Here is a 19,378-nt window from a genome sequence, read left to right on the forward strand (position 1 = left end):
CGCCTATTGGAAGCGGGTGATGTATTGGCAGCGTTGGCAGAGGTTTTCGACCAATTTATGGTCTTTAAAACCTTTTAAAATTTTCATAGCGCGGTCGGAACCAAGGATGGATTCAACGGAGGCGTCCTTTACATTGCCGAGTGGAACTTTGCCTTCTTTGTCCAGGCAGCATGGCACTAAAGTTCCATCAGCAAGGACGCCAAAGTGGCTGGAAAGGCCATAACAAGTGCCTTTGGTGCCGAGTAAGGGCAGGTCAACCGAGGGCCACGTGAACTCAGTATCGAAGTGCAAATATAAGCGATCTTGGATGCGAATACTTTTGTTCCTGCGAACGTCGATGGCTTCGTTAAAATTAAAACCAAACTCAGTGCCTACGCGGTCTAGCATCGAGCGATTGTGGGCACCAGTGCCCAGCGGGGCGTCCAAATTCCACAGACGGAAATTCAGATACAAATCTGGACGCTCGGCCATTGCTCGGCGAGTGTAGTTAAAGATCTTATTCAAATAGATAGTTGGGTCTTTGTCTCCATAGTTGTCATGGAAGCTGTGCAAAGAGAAATTCACCTGACGCAAAATCGGGTGTAGCAAAAGATCTTCTTTCATCGCATTCATCAAGACGCCGTTGGTAACCAGGAACACGGGAACCTGATGATTCGCGCAGATATTGATGAACTCTGCCAATTTGGGGTGCACCAAAGGGTCGCCCATCAAATGTAAAGTCACTTGGTCAGTCAGCGGGGCCACTTGCGTGATCACGGATTCGAAAACCTCCAGGCTCATCATTTTCTTTTCACGCTCAACAGGCGGACAGAAGCTACACTGCAGATTGCAGATGTTGCTGATCTCGATATTCACCTTGTTAAAGCGGTTCTTAGATTTAATAAGTCAGGATCCTTAAAATAAAAAAGGCCCCTGGGAAATCCCAGAGGCCTTGGATTTGGAACTCTCTTACATCTGACGAGCGCGTTTTTCAACCGCCAGGGCGGCTTCACGCACAACTTCTGACAAAGTAGGGTGGGCGTGGAAGGATCTTGCAAGATCTTCACTGCTGCCACCGAACTCCATACACACAATCACTTCGTGGATCAGCTCAGATACGCCAGGACCCACCATGTGAGCGCCCAAAAGCTTGTCTGTGGCCTTATCCGCGATGATTTTTACGAAACCTTCAGTGAAGCCTTTCGCGCGCGCACGGCCGTTTGCCAGGAATGGGAATTTACCCACGTTGATTTCGATACCTTTTTCTTTAGCTTGTTCTTCGTTGATACCTACAGTTGCAACTTCTGGGTGAGTGTAGATCACGCCTGGAACTGTGTTGTAGTTCACGTGACCTGCGCCACCAGCTAGCATTTCAGCAACTGCTACGCCTTCTTCTTCCGCTTTGTGCGCAAGCATTGGGCCCGCGATAACGTCACCAATGGCATAGATGCCAGCAACTGAGGTTTGGTAGTGAGCATCGACGATGATGCGACCTTGTGGATCCTTTTGGATACCAGTTTCTTCAAGACCCAAGCCTGTTGTGAATGGTTTGCGTCCAGTTGCTACCAGAACAACTTCGGCTTTCGCAGTTGTTGCTTTGCCGTCAGTCAAAGATTCGTAAGTCACTTCAACGCCGTCAGCAACAACGTTAGAGCCCGTTACTTTCGTCGAAAGAAGGAACTTCATGCCTTCTTTTTCCAAGTTACGTTTAAGAACGTTCATGCAGTCTTGATCTGTAGCGCCGCCCAAGCGGTTCGTGTACTCGATCACTGTTACTTCAGCACCCAGGCGCTGCCATACAGAACCCAGTTCAAGACCGATCACACCACCACCGACAACGATCATCGTTTTAGGAACTTGTGGCAGGATCAAGGCACCTGTGTTGGATACGATTCTTTTTTCATCGTATTTTAGGAATGGAAGTTCCACAGGAACAGAACCAGAAGCAATCACGATCGCTTTAGTCGTCAACACTTGAGTATTACCGTCGTCTGTTTTCACTTCTACTTTGCCAGCTCCCAAGATTTTCCCGAAGCCGTTGATGCCTGTGATTTTGTTTTTCTTGAATAGGAAGTTAATACCATCAGTGTTGGCTTTAACCACTTTGTCTTTACGAGCGATCATCGTGCCCAAGTCCAATTCAACTTTAGGAACTTTGATACCATGAGCAGCGAAATCATGTTGAGCCGCTACGTAATGTTCAGAACTTTCCAAAAGAGCTTTGGAAGGGATGCAACCTACGTTCAAGCAAGTGCCACCGTAAGTTTTGTCTTTTTCAATAACTGCCGTTTTCAATCCCAATTGAGCTGCGCGAATTGCGCCTACATAACCACCGGGACCGGAACCGATAACAATAAGATCAAATTGATTGTCTGACATTCGTAACTTCCTTTGATGTGCACTACAGGGCGGAGTTTTTAATTACTCTCTTGGTATACGCTATTTTAGCATTCGCGGTCACTAAGTAAGGTTCGTTTTAGGCGAGGCTTTTGGCTGAATTTGATTTGATGTTGGTTAGCGGCACATTTTGAGGCGCGAGAATTACTCAATATATTTAGCTATTTATGATCCAGATCATGCTTCACTAAGAAATATTACCTAGTACCTTGCATTCCGAGGTACCATGGATTACTTTGTAGCTGTAAGGGGCACTCATGAATGTTCAATTTAAAAAAGGCGTGATCGAACTCTTGGTTTTGTCGCTGCTGAATCGCAAAGACCGCTATGGGTATGAGCTGGTCGAAGCGATCTCAGAAAGCATCGAGATAGCCGAGGGGACGATCTATCCCTTGTTAAAACGAATGACCGATGAAGGTTATTTCAAAACCTATCTGCAGGAATCGGCGGAGGGGCCTCCGCGCAAATACTATCAAATGACGACGAAGGGTCGGACGTATTTCGACGAGCTTCGCAAGGAATGGCGCGAGTTTTCAAAAAGTGTTGAAAAGATTTTGGGAGAATAAATGACGAAGGCAGAGTTTTTCGAACAACTAAATGACGGTTTGAAAAAAGTAAGAAAAGACGAACGCGCCGATATTTTGGCGGAGTACGAAGAGCATTTCCATCATGCTTTGGCGAAAGGTAAAACGGAAGATCAGATCTGCAAAGACCTGGGTTCGGTGGATCAAATCATAAAGGACTACCGTATTGAAAAAATTTTGGCCGATCAAGTGACGGGGGAGACCGGTAATGCCAAGTCTATCATGCGTGCTGCACTTATATTGATGGCACTGGCTCCGTTGAACTTCCTGGTTTTCATTGGACCATTCCTGGTGACGATGTGTTTGCTGGTCGCCTTTTGGTCTGTGGGGGGCTCGCTGTTTTTAGTGGGTGCAGCGATGTTCTTTACATTGTTGGTTAAAATATTCTCAAGCTTATTGGTGCCAGTTTTGATGATTGGGTGCGTGGGGATCGCATCCCTCGGGATTTTCTTTATGCTCTTGTTATTACCAATTACTCAATTAATGGGTGCAATGACATTTAGATATTTGAAATGGAATCTTGATTTTGCGAGAGGTCACTAAGATGAAAAAGTACTATATCGTTTCTTTGATTGCGAGTTTCTTTGTTGCGGCTATCTGCCTGGGAGCCACGGCTTCATTTGTATCCACTTGGAGTAAAAAAGAACGTGATGAAATTGAGAAAATCGCTTTTTCTAAAACTTCTTGGGCTTATAAACTGAGACCTGACGCCGAAGAAATCGGTAACGCCTCTAACACCAATCCGCTGGAAATTTCTTTGGCGGGAATTACTGAAGTTGAAGTGGTGGTTCCGGATGGCGATGTTAAAATTTCCGCGGGTAAGGACGCCGCAGGAACATTCACGGCGCAAGAATTGGCAGAGGGCTGCCAGTTGCGAGTGACTCGCCGTAAGGATGAATTGACCATTCGCTTTTCAAAAATTGATAAGAAAAGCGAAGGCTGTTCAGGAAGTTTGATCGCAGAGATTCCTTCGTCGGTGGACTTGCACATCACTGGTGGGCAAGGGGATGTGACAGTCGAGAAAATGAAGGCTGAAATTAAGGCTCATATCGGTTCTGGTAAACTTACGATCGCGGAAAGCAAAGGGGGCGTTCGTGGCGAAGTGGGCGTAGGCGACGTTTTAATTTCGGGAGCATCTCCAGAAATCAAAATTGAGCTTGGCGTTGGTAAACTTGATGTAAAACTCATCGAAAAAATCAATGAGGGAGAATGGTCTTTAAAAGTTGGCATGGGCAGTATCAATGTCGAACTTCCGCAAGGGCAAATTGTAAAAGAAAAGTATAAAACGGGAATGGGCAGTAGAACCCTCTTGAATAAGGAAAAAACTGACGCAGAGTTTGAAATCAGCGCCACCTCTGGGGTGGGCGATATCGCAACTACGGTCAGGTAAAAAAAGGGTTCTTCGGAACCCTTTTTTCGTTTACTTTACGAGTCTTTTTGCCCTCTCTGGCATGTCTTCTGAAATACCTCTTTGCATAGATTAATAAAGAATTTCTATTCCAAGGAGAACCCTATGGGCATGTCTAAGGTGCATAAGTTTTTGACAGTGAGTGGCCTGTTATTGTCCTCGGCGCTGGCACCCTCGGTGGTGATGGCAGCTGAGCAGTGTTCGGCTATCTTCGCCGCAGAAACCCAGGCTCCAGCTCCAGCAGTAAATCCTGCGATTTTGATGGGTCTTTTAAAGCAGCAGCTGCAGGCTCAATTGGGCGAGTATGCCTTTCAAATCGTAAAGGGTGATCCGACTGAAGTTCTTAAAACGAAATCCATTTCTCCTTTGAATGTGCGTGACCTGGCAGAGCTGGGCACGGTCAAACAAGAGGCGATGCTTTTAAATCAATTAGCTGTGTTGTCTAGTTCCGGCAAACTGACTTCTTCGTTGGTTTCGCTTTTGGCGCAGTTGAAGGCTCTGCCGGAATTGGGAGGAAAACCAAATCCATTGATCGGACTTTCTAAAGAAAAGGAAGCCTATCTGATTGAAACCGCTGTCAGCAACATCGAAGGTGTTCTGGCCTTGCGTGGATTAACGAATCCTTCTGTTAAATATGTCGAGTGGTCGGCACTTTCTAAAACGATGACGGAGCGTTTGGATAAATCTCCAGCGGGTCTGGATAATATTTTGCATTTTGCTAAGTCTGAATTCCATAAGACTTCTAAAGTTCAAATCTTGATCGACGGGGAGCAATCATTCGCCTTGCGAGACAGCTTGATGAGTAAAGCCAAAAAGTCCATTGATGTGATGACATGGGCTGTTTACTCCGACAAGACCGGATTTGAAGCAGCGGATCTTTTGATCGCCAAACACAAAAGTGGCGTGAAAGTTCGCTTGATCGTGGACGGTCAAGTGGCGAAAAAGCCGGGATATACTGAGGTCGTTCAAAAAATGGAACAAGCTGGTATTGAAGTAGTTCGTTGGACGAATCCCTCCCACGTTTTCGAAGGTCAACATCGTAAGATGCTGATCATCGATGGGGAGCATGTGATTTCTGGTGGTTTGAATTTTGGTGATGTGTACAGCCATAAAAATCCAGATATGAATGTTCCACGCTGGAGAGATACAGACGTTTATGTTCAAGGTGAGTCGGTGAACGAAAGCCGCCGCCTGTTCGCTGACGTTTGGAATCAGCAAGTAAAAGAAAAGAACCTGTCTTATAAGACAATTCAAGTTCGTCAATCCAAACAAGTGGCACCAGAAACAGGTGATGTGGTTGCAGTTTTGAATCATGACCCAGTAAAAAATCAAAACGGCAGTACTATTATGATGACGCTTCTTAAAGGTATCCGCGAAGCGAAAAGCACGGTAGATATTGAAAATGCTTACGTCGTGATGTTCCCGGCTTTGAAAAATGAAATCCAGGCGGCAGTGGCGCGCGGTGTTCGTGTGCGTGTTCTTACGAACTCTCACACCTCTGTGGATGAGCCGATCGTAAGTCTTCCGATCTTAAGAAGTGCCCATGATCTGGCAGCAGTTGGTGCGCAAGTTTATTTGAAAAAAGGCGCGACTCTTCACTCTAAGCTTGCGGTGATCGATGGCGAGTACTCGATGGTGATGTCTTATAACTTGCATCCACGTTCTGAAAAGGTGGAAGGCGAGATGGCTGTGGTTGTAAAAGGCAAACGCTTTGCGGATACAGTGACTCAGGCCTTTATGAATGACATCAGCTCAGATCGCGCGACCGCAATTCCTTTTGCAGATGCGATCCAGTTGCCAAGCAGCCCCGAAGTGATTCCAGTTCTGCGAATCTTCTTTGATATGCTTTAATCGGGTAACAGTTCCCTTTTTGTACTGCGATGCGGAACCGATGCGGTTCCGCACGCACAATAAGGGGCTAAAAATCTAAACCATTGTTTTAAGCAGGCCGCCTTCAACTCTCATAGCAGAACCTGTGATAGCAGACGCTTCATCGGTCGCAAGGAAAGCCACGACATTGCCGATTTCTTCAGGGCGAATAAAGCGCTGAATGATCGAAGTTGGACGAGCGGTTTTAAAGAAGCCCTCTTCAACTTGTTGTTCAGAGATATGATCTTTCTCGGCTAATTGTTTTAGGAATGTGCCAACGCCTTCTGATTTCGTTGGTCCAACCAAGACAGAATTTACGGTTACATTCGTGCGCGCCGCTGTTTCAGCAAGGCCACGGGCTAAAGCCACTTGCGCGGTTTTTGAAACTCCATAGTGAATCATCTCTGTTGGAATTTGCAACGCAGACTCGCTGGAAATAAAGATCACACGACCCGCGTTCTTTTTCATCATGCGCGGGAAATAATGACGAGAGAGGCGGGCACCCGACATGAAGTTTCCATTCCACATTTTTTCCCAGTCCTCATCGCTGATATCAGCGAACTCTTTAGGTTCAAAGATACCAAAGTTATTTACCAAAACTTCCACTTCCGGGAAAAGCTCGGTCACTTTGGAAATACCAGCCGTGGTTGTAAGATCTGCCGCAACTCCATGAAGGGAGGTTTTGTTTGCGCCAGATTTGATAAGCTCATTGATGGCGTTATTCACGCGCTCTTCCGTGCGACCGTTGATGATCACATCGAAACCTTTTTTCGTCAGGCTTTGCGCGATGGCGAAACCAATTCCAGCCGTGGAACCTGTGACTAATGCCAATTTATTTTTTTTCATAGAGCACCTATTTTTTTCTCACTAGCACGTCAACGGAGTAGTGATTGTAGTTAAGGAAAAATAAAACAACTGTGTAAAGCAGGATGTAAATCATCTGGATGCCGACGATTTCCCAGTTTTGGATCAAGCAGCTTCCAGCCATCAACATAATCATCACCGCCAGTCCTGCAATGGTTGTCGGCATTAAGAACAACCCCAAGATTAGTAGCAACCCGATGATCGCTTCAAGGGGAGGAATCGCATAAGCAAATGCTTGAACCGACCAAGCGGGAAGGGGAGCGTCTTTAAATGTCTCTGTGATCCAAGCAACGAACTTGGAATAGTTCGGTCCAAAGCGCACAATTCCGTGAAGAAAAATGTTAATCCCCAAAGCGATACGCAAAATTGAGATGGCTAAATCCTGGTGGTTGAGTTTCATATGGGCTCCTGTTTCTTTGTGAAAAGTCCTGATGAGCTCAGATTAGACCTTTTCTGATGCGATGATAAGCCCTTGTTTTTGAGAAACATTGTTTCTAAAATAGAAAAAATGAAAATCCAGAATATTGAAGACATTGTGGCCTTTTTATCCGTTGCTGATGCGCAGGGTTTTACTCAAGCCTCGCGCAAGGTAGACATCCCGGTTTCGATTCTTAGTAAGCGTGTCGCACGTTTAGAAGACGATCTGGGGGTGAGGCTGTTTCAACGTTCCACTCGTGCGGTGGCCCTGACAGATGAGGGTAAGACGCTGATGCCGCAGGCTCGTCGTCTGCTGGGTGACATCAAAGAGATGGAAGAACAGTTTTCTGATAGTGATGAACTTAAAGGTCCTATTCATCTGACGATGCCATGGGGTTTATCACAGGGGCCGGTCGCGAAGATTCTGACAGAGTTTCGCAAGCAGCATTCCCAGGTCGAAGTCGACGTGCATTTCAGTGATGCCTATGAACGCTTGGTTGAAGCGGGATTTGATCTGGCGATTCGTTTTTCCACCTTAGAAGACTCCACCATGATTGCCAGAAGGTTGGGACCGAACTATTTAAAGATGGTCGCAAGTAATGCTTATTTGAAAGAGCACGGCACACCTAAGACAGTGAAAGATCTGAAAGAACATTCCCTTTTGATGATTGGCATTCATCGCCACCGAAAGTTTATGAAAAGCGGGCTTTCACTGAATGAGATCGCCAGCTCCTCGTCGGTCATTTCGAACAATGGATTGTTCCTAACCGAGGTCGCAAAGTCGGGGGGAGGTATCGCCATTCGTTCGCATTGGGATGTGGCGGAATCACTTCGTCGTAAAGAGTTGGTGGAGGTGGTCGTGAATGATCGCCTGGAATCAGGTCATGATGCTTATATTGTGACGCCGTCGAATCGGTATATGTCAAAACGAGTGCGTGCCCTGATGGACACGCTCGTTAAAGAATTCCCTAAATTTTTAAAGGAATAGTTCTTAGTAAGAGGACATCATTCCTTGGTAGCTGGTATAGCTTTCCACCGGTTTGAAGTCGAACTCACCCTTTTTAGTCAGATCGCTTGCGATGTAAGCGATAGAGCCCGGCGATTGTGGATTCACTTTGGCTAAGTGATAACCCACATACTTAGGAGATGTGATCGACATTGTGTAGTTGTCGACGATTTCCCATTTCACATCCACTTCGAAATCCATGATCTCTTTGATCTTATCCGTGTTGATCGCAATTAATCCACCTTTGGAATTTTTAAACTGGAAAAGCATTTTATCCACACGCAATGCTTGGCGGATGAAGCTGCCACCGTTTTGTAGATAAGCGCGGCAAGGTTCTGACATGCCACTATAAACCCACATACCGAAGGCGATTTCATCCAGGTATTCAATGGAAGCACCATCAATGTGCACATCCAATGTTTTTAGCTGAGTGTAGCTGGTTTTAAGTTTGAATAATGGTGTACCACTTGCTGCTAGGAAGTTTGCATCCATCCCCGCGCTGATCGACATCTTTTTGGAGATCTCTGGCAGCTGAGCATCCACAGATTGGTAAAGTTGCGTGTCTGCTCCGTTATAGGAAGTAGGGAAGCACGTTTTAGATGGAGAAATGATGCGCAGTTGATCAGGAGAGCCTGCCAGCAATGCACCCACACCCACTTGAGACAGTGGTTGTTGAAAAGGAATGTAACCTTGATCTGAAATAAAGTTCTCGTAAGTAGTCTTAGGGCTGCAAGCCACAAGTCCGCCCATAACCAATCCCATCAATAGAATTCTTGAATCTAAAAACATATATCCTCCCAGACGAGGAAATTTATCGGCCGATTGTTTCGCGGCTTTAGTCCAGGCGAATGTGTCGAAAGTTTTTACGGCGGCAAATTTTCACGGGCTAAAACGTGTTGATGTGAAGCAGATCTGTAAACGAAGAAGACAAAATCGCCACTTGGAATCCAAAGTAATCAACGCTTCCAAGCGCCGCTCATAAAAAAACCCGCGATTGTTAACCGCGGGTTTCTAAAACTTCTAACTTTGACATCGAGAGATTCGAAAGAACTTTCGCCAGCATTCCATTTAGCGAAGAACTTTTTGTCAGAAAAGAAAAACCCCGCTTTGTGAGCGGGGTTTTAAGAGTTTTAGATTTCTAGAAGAAGTCTTTCAGGATCTTCAACAAGCTCTTTGATCTTCACTAGGAAGCTCACGGCTTCTTTGCCATCCACGATTCTGTGGTCGTAAGTCAAAGCCACGTACATCATCGGGCGGATTTCAACTTTACCGTTTATGGCCATTGGGCGGTCTTGGATTTTATGAAGACCCAAGATCGCTGACTGAGGCGCGTTTACGATCGGAGTTGAAAGAAGGGAGCCGAACACACCACCGTTTGTGATGGAGAATGTCCCGCCACCCAAATCGTTTGGAGAGATCTTGCCATCGCGACCTTTTGCAGCCAGATCGCGAACTGCCACTTCAACACCTGCCAAGGACAATGTGTCTGCGTCTTTGATGTTCGGAACCATCAAGCCTTTTTCAGTGGATACCGCGATACCGATGTTGTAGTAGTTGTGGTATTCGATATCAGTGCCAACGATCCATGCGTTGACTGCAGGGAAAGCTTTCAAAGCTTCAACAGAGGCTTTCACAAAGAAGCCGTTGAAACCAAGGTTCAGACCGAATTTCTCTTTGAATTTATCTTTGTACTTCGCGCGAAGCTCCATCACTTTCGTCATGTCGATTTCGTTGAAAGTCGTAAGAAGTGCCGCCGTGTTTTGTGCTTCTTTCAATTTTTCAGCAATACGCTTACGGATCGTTGTCATCGGAACAAGTTTTTTATCGCCTTGTTTCGAAGGACCTGTAGCTACTGGAACAACAGTTGGAGCCGCAGCTTTAGCTGCCGGTGCTGCAGAAGGAGCTGCTGCTGCTGTTGGAGCGGCCGCTTTTCCTGCTGTACCCGGAGTGGCTGCAAGAACATCACCTTTCGTCAAACGGCCATCTTTACCAGTGCCCGCAACTTGAGAAGGATCGATTTGGTTTTCAGTCACAATTCTTTGCACCGCTGGTGAAAGATTTGGATTAGAACCGCCAGATCCTGCCGGAGCAGAAGACATCTGTGCAGGAGAAGCAGAAGTTTGAGCTGCTGGTTGTGCGGGTGGTGGAGGTGGAACTGCACCTGCCGCCGGAGCCGGAGCACCTGCGCTTGCTTTAGCATCAGTATCCAGGGTCGCAACTGTTGCACCAATCAAAACTGTTGCACCAGCTTCACTGCCTGGAAGGATCGTCAACACACCATCATTTTCCGCGACAACTTCAACGCTGGCTTTGTCTGTTTCAAGAAGCATCAAAACTTCATTACGCTTAACGAAGTCGCCGGATTTTTTAGTCCAGCTGCCGATTGTCGCCTCGGTGATAGATTCGCCCACTGCGGGAACTTTAATCTCTTGTTTCATGTTGCTTATCCTTTAGCTAAAGATGCTTTTAATAATGTCAGCTTGTTCCGTTTTGTGCCTGTGGACTGAACCCACCGCTGGAGAAGCCTTTTCAGGACGACCCGCGTACTCAAAACGAAGTTGCAATCCGGCTTTTTGAACCACTTCAATAAATTTGAAGTAAACATGTTGGAATGCGCCCATGTTTTTCGGTTCTTCCTGAGCCCAGATAAGTGTCTTAGCCTTAGGGTAGCCCTTAAGAACTTCTGCCACTTGGCGAGCCGGGAATGGATAGATCTGCTCAAGACGAACAAGCGCGATGTTATCCTTTTTAGATTTTTCTCTTTCTTCCAAAAGTTCGTAATAGAACTTACCGGAAACAAATACCACTGTATCCACTTTGGATTTATCAGTCGCATCTCCAAGAACCGGTTGGAAAGAACCATTTGCCAGGTCTTCAATTGGAGAAACAGCTTTTGGATGTCTCAACAATGATTTTGGCGTCATGATCACAAGGGGTTTTCTGAAATCACGAACCATTTGGCGACGAAGTGCATGGAAGATCTGTGCTGGTGTCGTCAGGTTGCACACTTGCATGTTGTACATTGCACAGCTTTGCAAGAAGCGCTCAAGACGGGCAGAGCTATGCTCTGGGCCTTGGCCTTCGTAACCATGCGGAAGTAACAACGTCAAACCAGACATTTGCTGCCATTTGGATTCAGCCGCAGCGATGTATTGGTCAATCACGATTTGCGCGCCATTGACGAAGTCACCGAACTGAGCTTCCCACATCACCAAAGAGTTTGGATCGTAAGTGGTGTAACCGTATTCGTAACCCATGACACCGTACTCAGACAGAATCGACTCTGCCACCAAAAGTTTTGCTTTCGGGTTTGTATCAGCCAGAGGGAAGAACGCTTTATTTGTTTTTACATCATACATGCCGGCGTGACGGTGAGTGAACGTACCACGAACGCAGTCTTCACCTGTCAAACGCACAGACTTACCTTCGGCAAGAAGAGATCCGTATGCCAGAAGCTCGCCCATGCCCCAGTCCACTGGATCTTTTCCAGAAGCCATGTTTTTACGGCTTTCCAAAAGCTTCAAAAGTTTTGGATGAGGAGTGAAGTCTGCTGGGTACGAGGCTGCTTTTTCACCGATTTGTTTTAGTTTTGCCAAATCGAAGGATGTATTCACTGGTTTGTCGGCATCGGCTTCAACACCTTTGCGAAGACCTGACCAGTTGCCCTCGAACTTAAAGTTTTTAAGTTTCGGTGGAGCTTTCTTAGTGTCTTCGAAGATTTTTTGCAGACGATCCATCGCTTGTTGGTAAAGATCATCAGCCGTTTTTTGATCTACGCTGTTTTCACCCGCCAATTTTTGCGCGTAAAGCTCACGCACAGTCGCGTGTGCTTTGATCAGATCATACATCAAGGGTTGAGTGAATGCAGGTTCGTCACCCTCGTTGTGACCGTACTTACGGTAACAGATCAGGTTGATCACAACGTCTTTGCCGAATTGTTGACGGTAGCGAATAGCGATATCCATACCACGCACACAAGATTCAACATCGTCACCGTTTACATGAATCACCGGTGTGAAAGTCATTTTCGCTGGATCAGAAGCATAACGAGTGGAGCGCGCATCTTTTGCACTTGTCGTGAAGCCCACTTGATTATCGATGATAACGTGGATTGTTCCGCCAGTTGTATGAGACTGAACTGCAGCCAACTGCAAAGTTTCCTGGATAATGCCTTGGCCAGCGAAAGCGGCGTCCCCGTGAATCAAGACGCAGACAGCAGATTTTCTGTCGCCCGCGTTTAAATCTTGAGCGGCACGAGTAATGCCCAAAGCAACTGCATTCACAGTTTCCAAGTGAGAAGGGTTGTAAGCCAAAGTCGCCTTCACGGAAGATCCGTTAGTCGCTTTCTTTTCGGTTTTATAACCCAAGTGATATTTTACGTCGCCATCGAAATCTTCGACGGCTTTCTCAAGTTCTAATGGACCATTGAAATCACCGAAGACGTATTCTTCGCCCTTACCGAAGAAATTCACCAGCATGTTCACGCGTCCGCGGTGAGCCATACCCATGTGAAGTTCTTTGATGCCAGCTTGTGAACCACGGTTCACGATTGTGTCCATCATCGGAAGGATTGAGTCGGCGCCCTCAACCGAGAAGCGCTTTGTTCCCACGTAACGTGTGTGAACGAATTTTTCCAAAGTTTCAGCTTTCGTCAAAGAAGCCAAAACAGTTTTCTTTTCTTCAGGAGTAAGTTTGAAAGAAGATCCTTCGAACTCTTGCTGCAACCATTTGTATTCAGCTGCAGATGCATCCGCCGCTTGCAAAGCGATTTTACCGCAATAAGCTTTTTGCAAGTGAGTGATGATCTCAGACAAAGAAGCATTTTGTTTTCCAACGATCGCACCGATTTGGAATTTCGCGTTCAAGTCTTTGTCACTCAAACCGAAAGTTTTAAGATTCAACGCTTCGTTAGCAGTCGGTTTGTAAAGTGGGTTCAAATCCGCTTCAAGATGTCCTTGAGCGCGGTAAGCTTGAATCAACTGGAAAACTGAAAGCTCCTTGTCAGACATTCCGAATTTGCCAGATTGGGCAAATTCAACGCCTTCAAAAAAACTTCTCCACTCGGGAGCAAGTGTTTCAGGCTTTGCTTTGAAGTCACCATACAGTGCTTCAATGTATTCAAGATTTGAGCTGTTGATACCATTGTTGTTCACGACGAAATTCCTCACTTTAGGCAGACCTTGTTTTTTCCAAAAACTCGCGCGTTTGTAACGTGTTAATGCGTAGCAAAAATCGAGAGTTTTCATATTCAAGGATGCACGGTCATGTTAGCTCTTATTTTATTGAAAATGAAGGAGTTTAAGCGTGTATAAGTTAGTGCTGATTAGACACGGTGAAAGTGTTTGGAATCAAGAGAACCGCTTCACAGGTTGGCAAGACGTTGATCTTTCCGAAAAAGGTCGTGCCGAAGCTGCAAAAGGAGGCAAATCTCTCAATGACAAAGGCTTCAAATTTGATGTTGCTTACACAAGCGTTCTAAAAAGAGCTATCAAAACCCTCAATTTCGTTTTGGACGAGATCGATCAAGTGTGGCTTCCTGTCCACAAAGACTGGCGCTTGAATGAACGCCACTATGGCGCTCTTCAAGGTCTTAACAAGTCTGAGACTGCGGCCCGTCATGGCGAAGACCAAGTTAAGATCTGGCGTCGTAGCTATGATGTTATGCCACCGGCTATGGAAAACAATGATCCACGTCATCCTTCGCACGATCCGCGTTACAAAAATGTGCCCGCAAGCCTTTTGCCTAGCACGGAATCCCTAAAAGAGACGGTGGCTCGCTTCCTTCCACTTTGGAACGAAACTATTGCTCCCAAAATCAAATCTGGCCAAAAAGTGCTAATCGTTGCCCACGGGAACAGTTTGCGAGCTTTGATCCAGCATTTGGAAAATATGACGCCGGATGAAATCATGGGCGTGAATATGCCGACGGGTATTCCGTTGGTCTATGAACTTGATAAAGATCTTAAGGTGATTGGCAAAGAATTTGTCGGTGATCCTGAAGAAGTGAAGGCAGCAATGGAAGCTGTCGCGAATCAAGGTAAAGCGAAGTAGACCAAATTACATATGTTTTCAAAAGGGAGATTTTAAGAATCTCCCTTTTTTTTGACCTCGCCTTGACACTTTTTAAATCAATTCCATAGTTAATTATGAGAAGTGATCCGGAAGCTTCCTCGAACTGTAAGCACTCCAGCCCTGCTGGAGTAGATTCTCTGCACAGCAGAGTTTAAACGTTTATATAGGAGGATTTTATGTCAATGCGTTCATTATCACCATGGTCCGCTCGTCGTCCAACAAACGATCTTTTTAGTCAATTCGAAGAGTTTTTCGGTGACTTGGATCGCGGGTACACACCTGCCGCTCGCTCGACGATGGACTTTTCTCCCTCTGTAGATATAGAGGAAAAAGAAAATGCATATATCGTAACGACGGATTTGCCGGGCTTCAAAAAAGAAGACATTAAAATTGAAATGGCAGACAACGTTCTGACTATTTCAGGCGAAAGAATCAAAGAAGCCGGAGATAAAAAATATTCCGAGCGTTCTTGGGGCAAATTCCAACGTACATTCAGTCTTCCAGTGCATGTTGCTGGAGACAAAATCGAAGCGTCTTATAAAGACGGTGTGCTTGAAGTGACTCTGCCGAAAGCAGAAAACGCAAAAAGCCGTTCGATCAAAGTGCAATAATCCACCTTCGCCAAGGCTACGGCGGACAGGTCCCCACGGGGCTTTGGCAGCCGTAGCTTCAGCGAAGGATGCTTAGCTAAAGTTTGGGGTTGGTAAGACAGATGCTTGAGCTTCCCTCCAGGGGCCGCCTTGCTTTCTATGTCTTTCCTCCCGAACAACCTCGACACACATTCTTTTCTCTCTCCTCTTCGAACCTTGTATTTATAGGCCTCGAAGCTTTCCGAGAATCTGCCTTATCAACCCCCAAATTTTAGCTAAGCATTTTCAACCTTTCCCGAGGGGAAATGTTTTTGAAAGTGACTACCTTTTAGTCACGCTCTCGAAATGAATGACTCAAGAAGAGCATTTGTGGCGACTCCAAATCAGCTGGGGTACAGTGTTTCCTGTGCTTATGAAAGTCGCCAGGAGGGTGCATGAATACATCGTTCAATAAACTTGTGATCGCAACCGGGATGGTTTTTATCGCTTCTTGCAGTCCACAATCTGCAACGAATTTAAACTCCGAAGTCGCCTCGTCTCTTTCGATCGATTCATCCAGAGAAGCGCTGGTTAATTTCAAATTGGTCGATGCGCCTAATAAAGATATTAAATCTGTTGTCGTAGATATCGACCATCTTGAGGTCGTGGTTGCGGGTGCGAGTAAGGTCGGACGCTTGATTTTGGCGAAGGGCCTGGGTTCGGTAGATCTTTTGAAATTGCAAAATGGGATCAGCCTGCCACTGCAGGAAATCGTGGCTCCTAATGGTTTGCAAATTCAGCAGATTCGTCTGATTTTGAAAGATTCAGGACACTATATTATCAAAGGTGATGACTCTATCTGCGAGCTGAAAACTCCAAGCGCTCAAAAAACCGGTGTTAAAATCATCCTAACTAATAAAGTTCAGTTTGAAGCTGGCCAACAATATAATGTGACCTTGGATTTCGATGCGATGAAATCCATCGTTTTGCAGGGCAATGGTGGTTGCTTGTTAAAACCAGTGTTGAAATTGATTTCTGTAACCAAACAACAACTGCCTGAAGTCGTAGATCCACAACCGACAGTGACGCCGTCTCCTTCTGTGGAACCGTCACCAACAGTAACTCCGGAACCGCCAGTGGAAATCATCACAACTCCGGATGAAAATGATGGTTCCGGTGACGGCTGGGATTACACCCCCTTGGTTGATGGCCAAGAGCCGATCGTTGATGAAAGTCAGTTGCCATACTTGTAAGATTTCTCGGTATTAAAATATATCGGCGGAGCCAGTTCCGTGCTGGCTCCTCGCTTTTGAGGAAGCAATGAAGAACGCAGAAAAAAATGTCTTCCTAGGTGCCATCGATGAAATTCTGGAAGAACATTTCGAGCAGAAAAAGAATGAAGTGCCGGTTTTTGTAAGTCGTCATTTTAGCCTCGGCGAAGCATTGAAAATCCAACGACAATCTGTCTTGTTGGATTTGATTTTTTATCCCTTAAATGCTCTTTGGGCGATTCCTTTCTTAACTGCTAAAAAGGGGATCGAGATCGCGGATAAACTAGGGTGGTCCCAGGGGAATTCACTTATTAAAAAAGTTCCTGCTGGGTTTAAAACCCGCTATCAGAAGGTTTCTGAAAGAATATTGCTGGATGAACTCCTGGCCTCTTCGCAGGATGAGGTGTTTCAGAAACTGCAAAATCAACTGCAGCTTGAATCGCACTTTTCTGATGCCGAACTTACCCAGATAAAGAGAAAAATTACGGATCTTTATAAAGAAGAAGTCGATAAATTTTCTTCAGCTCAGGTGCTGGTGACGGATTTAATTACTACGGTACTTTCGTTGTGCGTGGGTAAGATGTTTTTTAATGATGGTGGCTTGGGAGTTACCGGCATGGGCTCAAAAATTGCTCGTAACGTCGCTAATAAAGATGCTGCAGATCACTTTGTTTTCGGTAAGAAATTAGGCTCCGCTTTTTATAATGTTTTTCCGGTGGCCCCGACGCAAACTCAAGTCGTGGCAGCTACATTGGGTGTGGGTGTGTTGCTGACGGTTTGTAGTATCGCGGTTGCGGTATTTAGTGATCCTTTGCGAAAAGCTTTGGGTATTCAGGATTATAAGCTGACATCCTTGGTTCAATCCTTAGAGCAAAATCTGTATGTCCTTTTGAAGAATGAAATTAAGAATAAAATGAAGCAAAATAAGGTCTCTATAGCGGCCTAAGGTTCGCAATTCTGCATTGCCACAGATGAGCTGATAAAGTGATGCCGAGCTGATGTTTATGCGATATCAGTCAGGATAGAGGTTTATCCGTGGAAAAAATGATGACTGAAAAAGATAAAATGTTGGCCGGTGAGTTGTACGTCGCGGATGCGGCCCTTCAGGCCGAGCAAGTTTTGGTACAACAACGAGTTTTGGAATACAACCAATCAAATCCAGCCGACACAGAAAAACGCACAGCACTCTTGCAAGATATCTTTGATGACGTGGGCGAAAGGGTGACTGTACGCCCACCGTTTCACGTGGATTACGGCAGTAACACCTCCATCGGGGCTCGTACTTTCATCAATTTCAATGCAGTATTTTTGGACTGTAATAAAATCACCATCGGTGAGGACTGTCAGATTGCTCCGGGTGTGCAATTCTATACGGCGACTCATCCGTTGGATTCTAAAACGCGCAAAAGCGGGCTGGAATCAGCGCATCCCATTACTATTGGGAATAACGTCTGGTTAGGTGGCAATGTCATCATCTGCCCGGGCATCACTATCGGTGATAACACCGTGGTGGGGGCTGGGTCTGTGGTCACTAAGAGCCTTCCGGCGAATGTGTTGGCCGTGGGAAATCCTGCAAAGGTAATTAGAGAGCTGCGCTAAGTTCGACTGCGGCGCATTCCAAAAAGGGAACTGTTACCTTTCGGGATTTCGTGGTCTACTAGGTCCCATGATTTTAATTCGCGACATTTCGACTTTACTGACGATGGCAGGGGCGGCTTCTAAAGAAGGTCGTCGTGTGACCGAAGCTGATTTGGGAATCTCTCAAAAGCAGGCGATCTTAATCGATAAAGGCGTGATCCAATGGATCGGTCCTTCTGGTAAAGTTCCAAAACAGTTTGCGAAATCTAAAATCAAAGAAGTGAGCGCCAAAGGTCTGACAGTGTTGCCGGGCTTTATCGAGTGCCACACGCATTTGATTTACGCGGGCAATCGTGCGGCTGAGTTTGAACTGCGCAACAATGGGGTTTCTTATCAAGAAATTGCTGCCAAGGGTGGCGGCATTTTGTCGACGATGAAAAACACGCGTCAATCTTCTGTCGCGGAACTTGCACGCACGGGGCAAGAACGCCTGGATCACTTTGTTTCTCAAGGTGTGACGACGGTGGAAATCAAATCTGGTTATGCATTGAACTTAAAAGATGAAATGAAGGTTCTGCAGAGTGTGCAAAAGCTTGAGGGCGCGCGCACAGTCGCGACTTTCCTGGGGGCCCATGCGCTGCCTCCGGAGTTTAAAACTTACGAAAGTTATCTGCTGCATCTAGGTGAGGTGGTTTTACCTGAAGTTAAGAAAAAGAAACTCGCTTCACGCGTGGATGTCTTTATTGAAAAGGGATTTTTCCCTTTGGCTGAATCTGAAAAATACCTACGCCGAGCTCAAGAGCTGGGCTTTGATGTTTTGATTCATGCGGATCAAATGACATTGTCGGGCGGGGCTGATCTTGCTGTAAAGCTGGGTGCCTTGTCAGGTGACCATCTTTTGCAAATCACAGGCAAAGAAATCAAGAATCTTGCAAACTCCAATGTCACTTGTGTGCTGCTTCCGACAGCGGATCTTTATACCAAAACGAATTATCCCAAAGCCAAAGAGTTGATCGAGGCAGGGGCCCGTGTGGCGCTTGCGACCGATTTTAATCCCGGCACTTCTCCAACTCAAGAATTGAACTTGGTGGGGTTGTTGGCACGACTTGAAATGAAGATGACTCTGCCACAGGTGCTATCGGCATACACGGTCGGGGCAGCTCACGCTTTGAATCTGCATAAAGAGATCGGTTCATTAGAGGTTGGCAAGTCTGCTGATGTTTTGTGCATCGATCAGAGCTGGGATTGCCTGTTCTACTCGGTGGGTGAACGTCCGAAGAAGCTTGTTTTCTCTCGAGGAAAGAAGATTTTCGACAGTCTTAAATAATCCAATGCGTCACAAATTTAAGAATCTTACATGGATT

18 protein-coding genes are annotated in these 19,378 nt (G+C 46.0%); 11 read left to right on the plus strand and 7 right to left on the minus strand.

Annotated features, from left to right (window positions below; genetic code table 11):
• Positions 1–3: 3 nt before the first annotated feature.
• A complete protein-coding gene (locus DOM22_RS06090; RefSeq protein WP_142699518.1) occupies positions 4–855 on the minus strand; it encodes a radical SAM/SPASM domain-containing protein in 852 nt (283 codons plus the stop codon).
• Between the two features lie 93 nt (positions 856–948).
• Complete coding sequence (lpdA, locus tag DOM22_RS06095; protein WP_142699519.1) at positions 949–2,358, minus strand: dihydrolipoyl dehydrogenase; 1,410 nt, start codon at positions 2,356–2,358, stop codon at positions 949–951.
• A gap of 275 nt (positions 2,359–2,633) precedes the next feature.
• Here lpdA and DOM22_RS06100 point away from each other — a divergent pair, with 275 nt between their 5' ends.
• The 4 genes from DOM22_RS06100 (at position 2,634) to DOM22_RS06115 (ending at position 6,219) form a co-directional block, all read left to right on the plus strand.
• Complete coding sequence (locus tag DOM22_RS06100; RefSeq protein ID WP_142699520.1) at positions 2,634–2,942, plus strand: PadR family transcriptional regulator; 309 nt, start codon at positions 2,634–2,636, stop codon at positions 2,940–2,942.
• Positions 2,943–3,503: a DUF1700 domain-containing protein gene (locus DOM22_RS06105; RefSeq protein ID WP_142699521.1), complete on the plus strand. Its 561-nt coding sequence runs from the start codon at positions 2,943–2,945 to the stop codon at positions 3,501–3,503.
• Position 3,504: 1 nt separating this feature from the next.
• Positions 3,505–4,350, plus strand: a complete 846-nt coding sequence (locus DOM22_RS06110) for a hypothetical protein (protein WP_142699522.1) — start codon at positions 3,505–3,507, stop codon at positions 4,348–4,350.
• A 129-nt stretch (positions 4,351–4,479) separates the two neighbouring features.
• Positions 4,480–6,219 (plus strand): phosphatidylserine/phosphatidylglycerophosphate/cardiolipin synthase family protein, encoded by a 1,740-nt coding sequence (locus DOM22_RS06115; protein WP_210415694.1) that lies wholly within the window; start codon positions 4,480–4,482, stop codon positions 6,217–6,219.
• Positions 6,220–6,294: 75 nt separating this feature from the next.
• Here DOM22_RS06115 and DOM22_RS06120 read toward each other — a convergent pair whose 3' ends face one another.
• Together DOM22_RS06120 and DOM22_RS06125 are read right to left on the minus strand one after the other, a co-directional pair.
• Positions 6,295–7,083 (minus strand): SDR family NAD(P)-dependent oxidoreductase, encoded by a 789-nt coding sequence (locus DOM22_RS06120; RefSeq protein WP_142699524.1) that lies wholly within the window; start codon positions 7,081–7,083, stop codon positions 6,295–6,297.
• Between the two features lie 7 nt (positions 7,084–7,090).
• Positions 7,091–7,501, minus strand: coding sequence for a DoxX family membrane protein (locus DOM22_RS06125; protein WP_142699525.1), 411 nt, complete (start codon positions 7,499–7,501; stop codon positions 7,091–7,093).
• 108 nt (positions 7,502–7,609) lie between these two features.
• Between DOM22_RS06125 and DOM22_RS06130 the strand changes: the two genes are divergently transcribed.
• Positions 7,610–8,506 (plus strand): LysR family transcriptional regulator, encoded by an 897-nt coding sequence (locus DOM22_RS06130; RefSeq protein WP_142699526.1) that lies wholly within the window; start codon positions 7,610–7,612, stop codon positions 8,504–8,506.
• A gap of 3 nt (positions 8,507–8,509) precedes the next feature.
• Here DOM22_RS06130 and DOM22_RS06135 read toward each other — a convergent pair whose 3' ends face one another.
• The 3 genes from DOM22_RS06135 to DOM22_RS06145 all read right to left on the minus strand — a co-directional run bounded on the left by DOM22_RS06135 (position 8,510) and on the right by DOM22_RS06145 (position 13,677).
• Positions 8,510–9,313, minus strand: a complete 804-nt coding sequence (locus tag DOM22_RS06135; protein ID WP_142699527.1) for a hypothetical protein — start codon at positions 9,311–9,313, stop codon at positions 8,510–8,512.
• A gap of 341 nt (positions 9,314–9,654) precedes the next feature.
• On the minus strand, positions 9,655–10,962 hold the full coding sequence (gene odhB, locus DOM22_RS06140; RefSeq protein WP_142699528.1) for a 2-oxoglutarate dehydrogenase complex dihydrolipoyllysine-residue succinyltransferase: 1,308 nt from the start codon (positions 10,960–10,962) through the stop codon (positions 9,655–9,657).
• Between the two features lie 12 nt (positions 10,963–10,974).
• Positions 10,975–13,677, minus strand: a complete 2,703-nt coding sequence (locus tag DOM22_RS06145; RefSeq protein WP_142702120.1) for a 2-oxoglutarate dehydrogenase E1 component — start codon at positions 13,675–13,677, stop codon at positions 10,975–10,977.
• A 151-nt stretch (positions 13,678–13,828) separates the two neighbouring features.
• Here DOM22_RS06145 and gpmA point away from each other — a divergent pair, with 151 nt between their 5' ends.
• From gpmA to hutI, 6 genes are all read left to right on the plus strand, one after another.
• Positions 13,829–14,575, plus strand: coding sequence for a 2,3-diphosphoglycerate-dependent phosphoglycerate mutase (gene gpmA, locus DOM22_RS06150; protein WP_142699529.1), 747 nt, complete (start codon positions 13,829–13,831; stop codon positions 14,573–14,575).
• A 197-nt stretch (positions 14,576–14,772) separates the two neighbouring features.
• Positions 14,773–15,207: an Hsp20/alpha crystallin family protein gene (locus DOM22_RS06155; protein ID WP_246845864.1), complete on the plus strand. Its 435-nt coding sequence runs from the start codon at positions 14,773–14,775 to the stop codon at positions 15,205–15,207.
• A 413-nt stretch (positions 15,208–15,620) separates the two neighbouring features.
• A complete protein-coding gene (locus DOM22_RS06160) occupies positions 15,621–16,418 on the plus strand; it encodes a DUF4382 domain-containing protein (RefSeq protein ID WP_142699530.1) in 798 nt (265 codons plus the stop codon).
• A gap of 67 nt (positions 16,419–16,485) precedes the next feature.
• The gene (locus tag DOM22_RS06165) at positions 16,486–17,382 is read left to right on the plus strand and encodes a DUF6635 family protein (RefSeq protein ID WP_142699531.1); all 897 of its coding nucleotides are present in this window, start codon (positions 16,486–16,488) and stop codon (positions 17,380–17,382) included.
• Between the two features lie 98 nt (positions 17,383–17,480).
• A complete protein-coding gene (locus tag DOM22_RS20185) occupies positions 17,481–18,035 on the plus strand; it encodes a sugar O-acetyltransferase (RefSeq protein ID WP_142702122.1) in 555 nt (184 codons plus the stop codon).
• Positions 18,036–18,102: 67 nt separating this feature from the next.
• On the plus strand, positions 18,103–19,341 hold the full coding sequence (gene hutI / locus DOM22_RS06175; RefSeq protein WP_142699532.1) for an imidazolonepropionase: 1,239 nt from the start codon (positions 18,103–18,105) through the stop codon (positions 19,339–19,341).
• Positions 19,342–19,378: the final 37 nt, after the last annotated feature.

It is taken from the genome of Bdellovibrio sp. ZAP7 (assembly GCF_006874645.1).
Classification (GTDB): Bacteria; Bdellovibrionota; Bdellovibrionia; order Bdellovibrionales; family Bdellovibrionaceae; genus Bdellovibrio.

Bases quoted from the DNA above. Each gene is read 5' to 3' on its own strand.
- DOM22_RS06110 (WP_142699522.1), top strand. From the start codon at position 3,505: ATGAAAAAGTACTATATCGTTTCTTTGATTGCGAGTTTCTTTGTTGCG.
- DOM22_RS06160 (WP_142699530.1), top strand. From the start codon at position 15,621: ATGAATACATCGTTCAATAAACTTGTGATCGCAACCGGGATGGTTTTT.
- hutI (WP_142699532.1), top strand. From the start codon at position 18,103: ATGATTTTAATTCGCGACATTTCGACTTTACTGACGATGGCAGGGGCG.
- DOM22_RS06165 (WP_142699531.1), top strand. From the start codon at position 16,486: ATGAAGAACGCAGAAAAAAATGTCTTCCTAGGTGCCATCGATGAAATT.
- DOM22_RS06120 (WP_142699524.1), bottom strand. From the start codon at position 7,083: ATGAAAAAAAATAAATTGGCATTAGTCACAGGTTCCACGGCTGGAATT.
- DOM22_RS06115 (WP_210415694.1), top strand. From the start codon at position 4,480: ATGTCTAAGGTGCATAAGTTTTTGACAGTGAGTGGCCTGTTATTGTCC.
- DOM22_RS06105 (WP_142699521.1), top strand. From the start codon at position 2,943: ATGACGAAGGCAGAGTTTTTCGAACAACTAAATGACGGTTTGAAAAAA.
- odhB (WP_142699528.1), bottom strand. From the start codon at position 10,962: ATGAAACAAGAGATTAAAGTTCCCGCAGTGGGCGAATCTATCACCGAG.
- DOM22_RS06125 (WP_142699525.1), bottom strand. From the start codon at position 7,501: ATGAAACTCAACCACCAGGATTTAGCCATCTCAATTTTGCGTATCGCT.
- DOM22_RS20185 (WP_142702122.1), top strand. From the start codon at position 17,481: ATGATGACTGAAAAAGATAAAATGTTGGCCGGTGAGTTGTACGTCGCG.
- DOM22_RS06130 (WP_142699526.1), top strand. From the start codon at position 7,610: ATGAAAATCCAGAATATTGAAGACATTGTGGCCTTTTTATCCGTTGCT.
- DOM22_RS06135 (WP_142699527.1), bottom strand. From the start codon at position 9,313: ATGTTTTTAGATTCAAGAATTCTATTGATGGGATTGGTTATGGGCGGA.
- lpdA (WP_142699519.1), bottom strand. From the start codon at position 2,358: ATGTCAGACAATCAATTTGATCTTATTGTTATCGGTTCCGGTCCCGGT.
- DOM22_RS06155 (WP_246845864.1), top strand. From the start codon at position 14,773: ATGTCAATGCGTTCATTATCACCATGGTCCGCTCGTCGTCCAACAAAC.
- DOM22_RS06100 (WP_142699520.1), top strand. From the start codon at position 2,634: ATGAATGTTCAATTTAAAAAAGGCGTGATCGAACTCTTGGTTTTGTCG.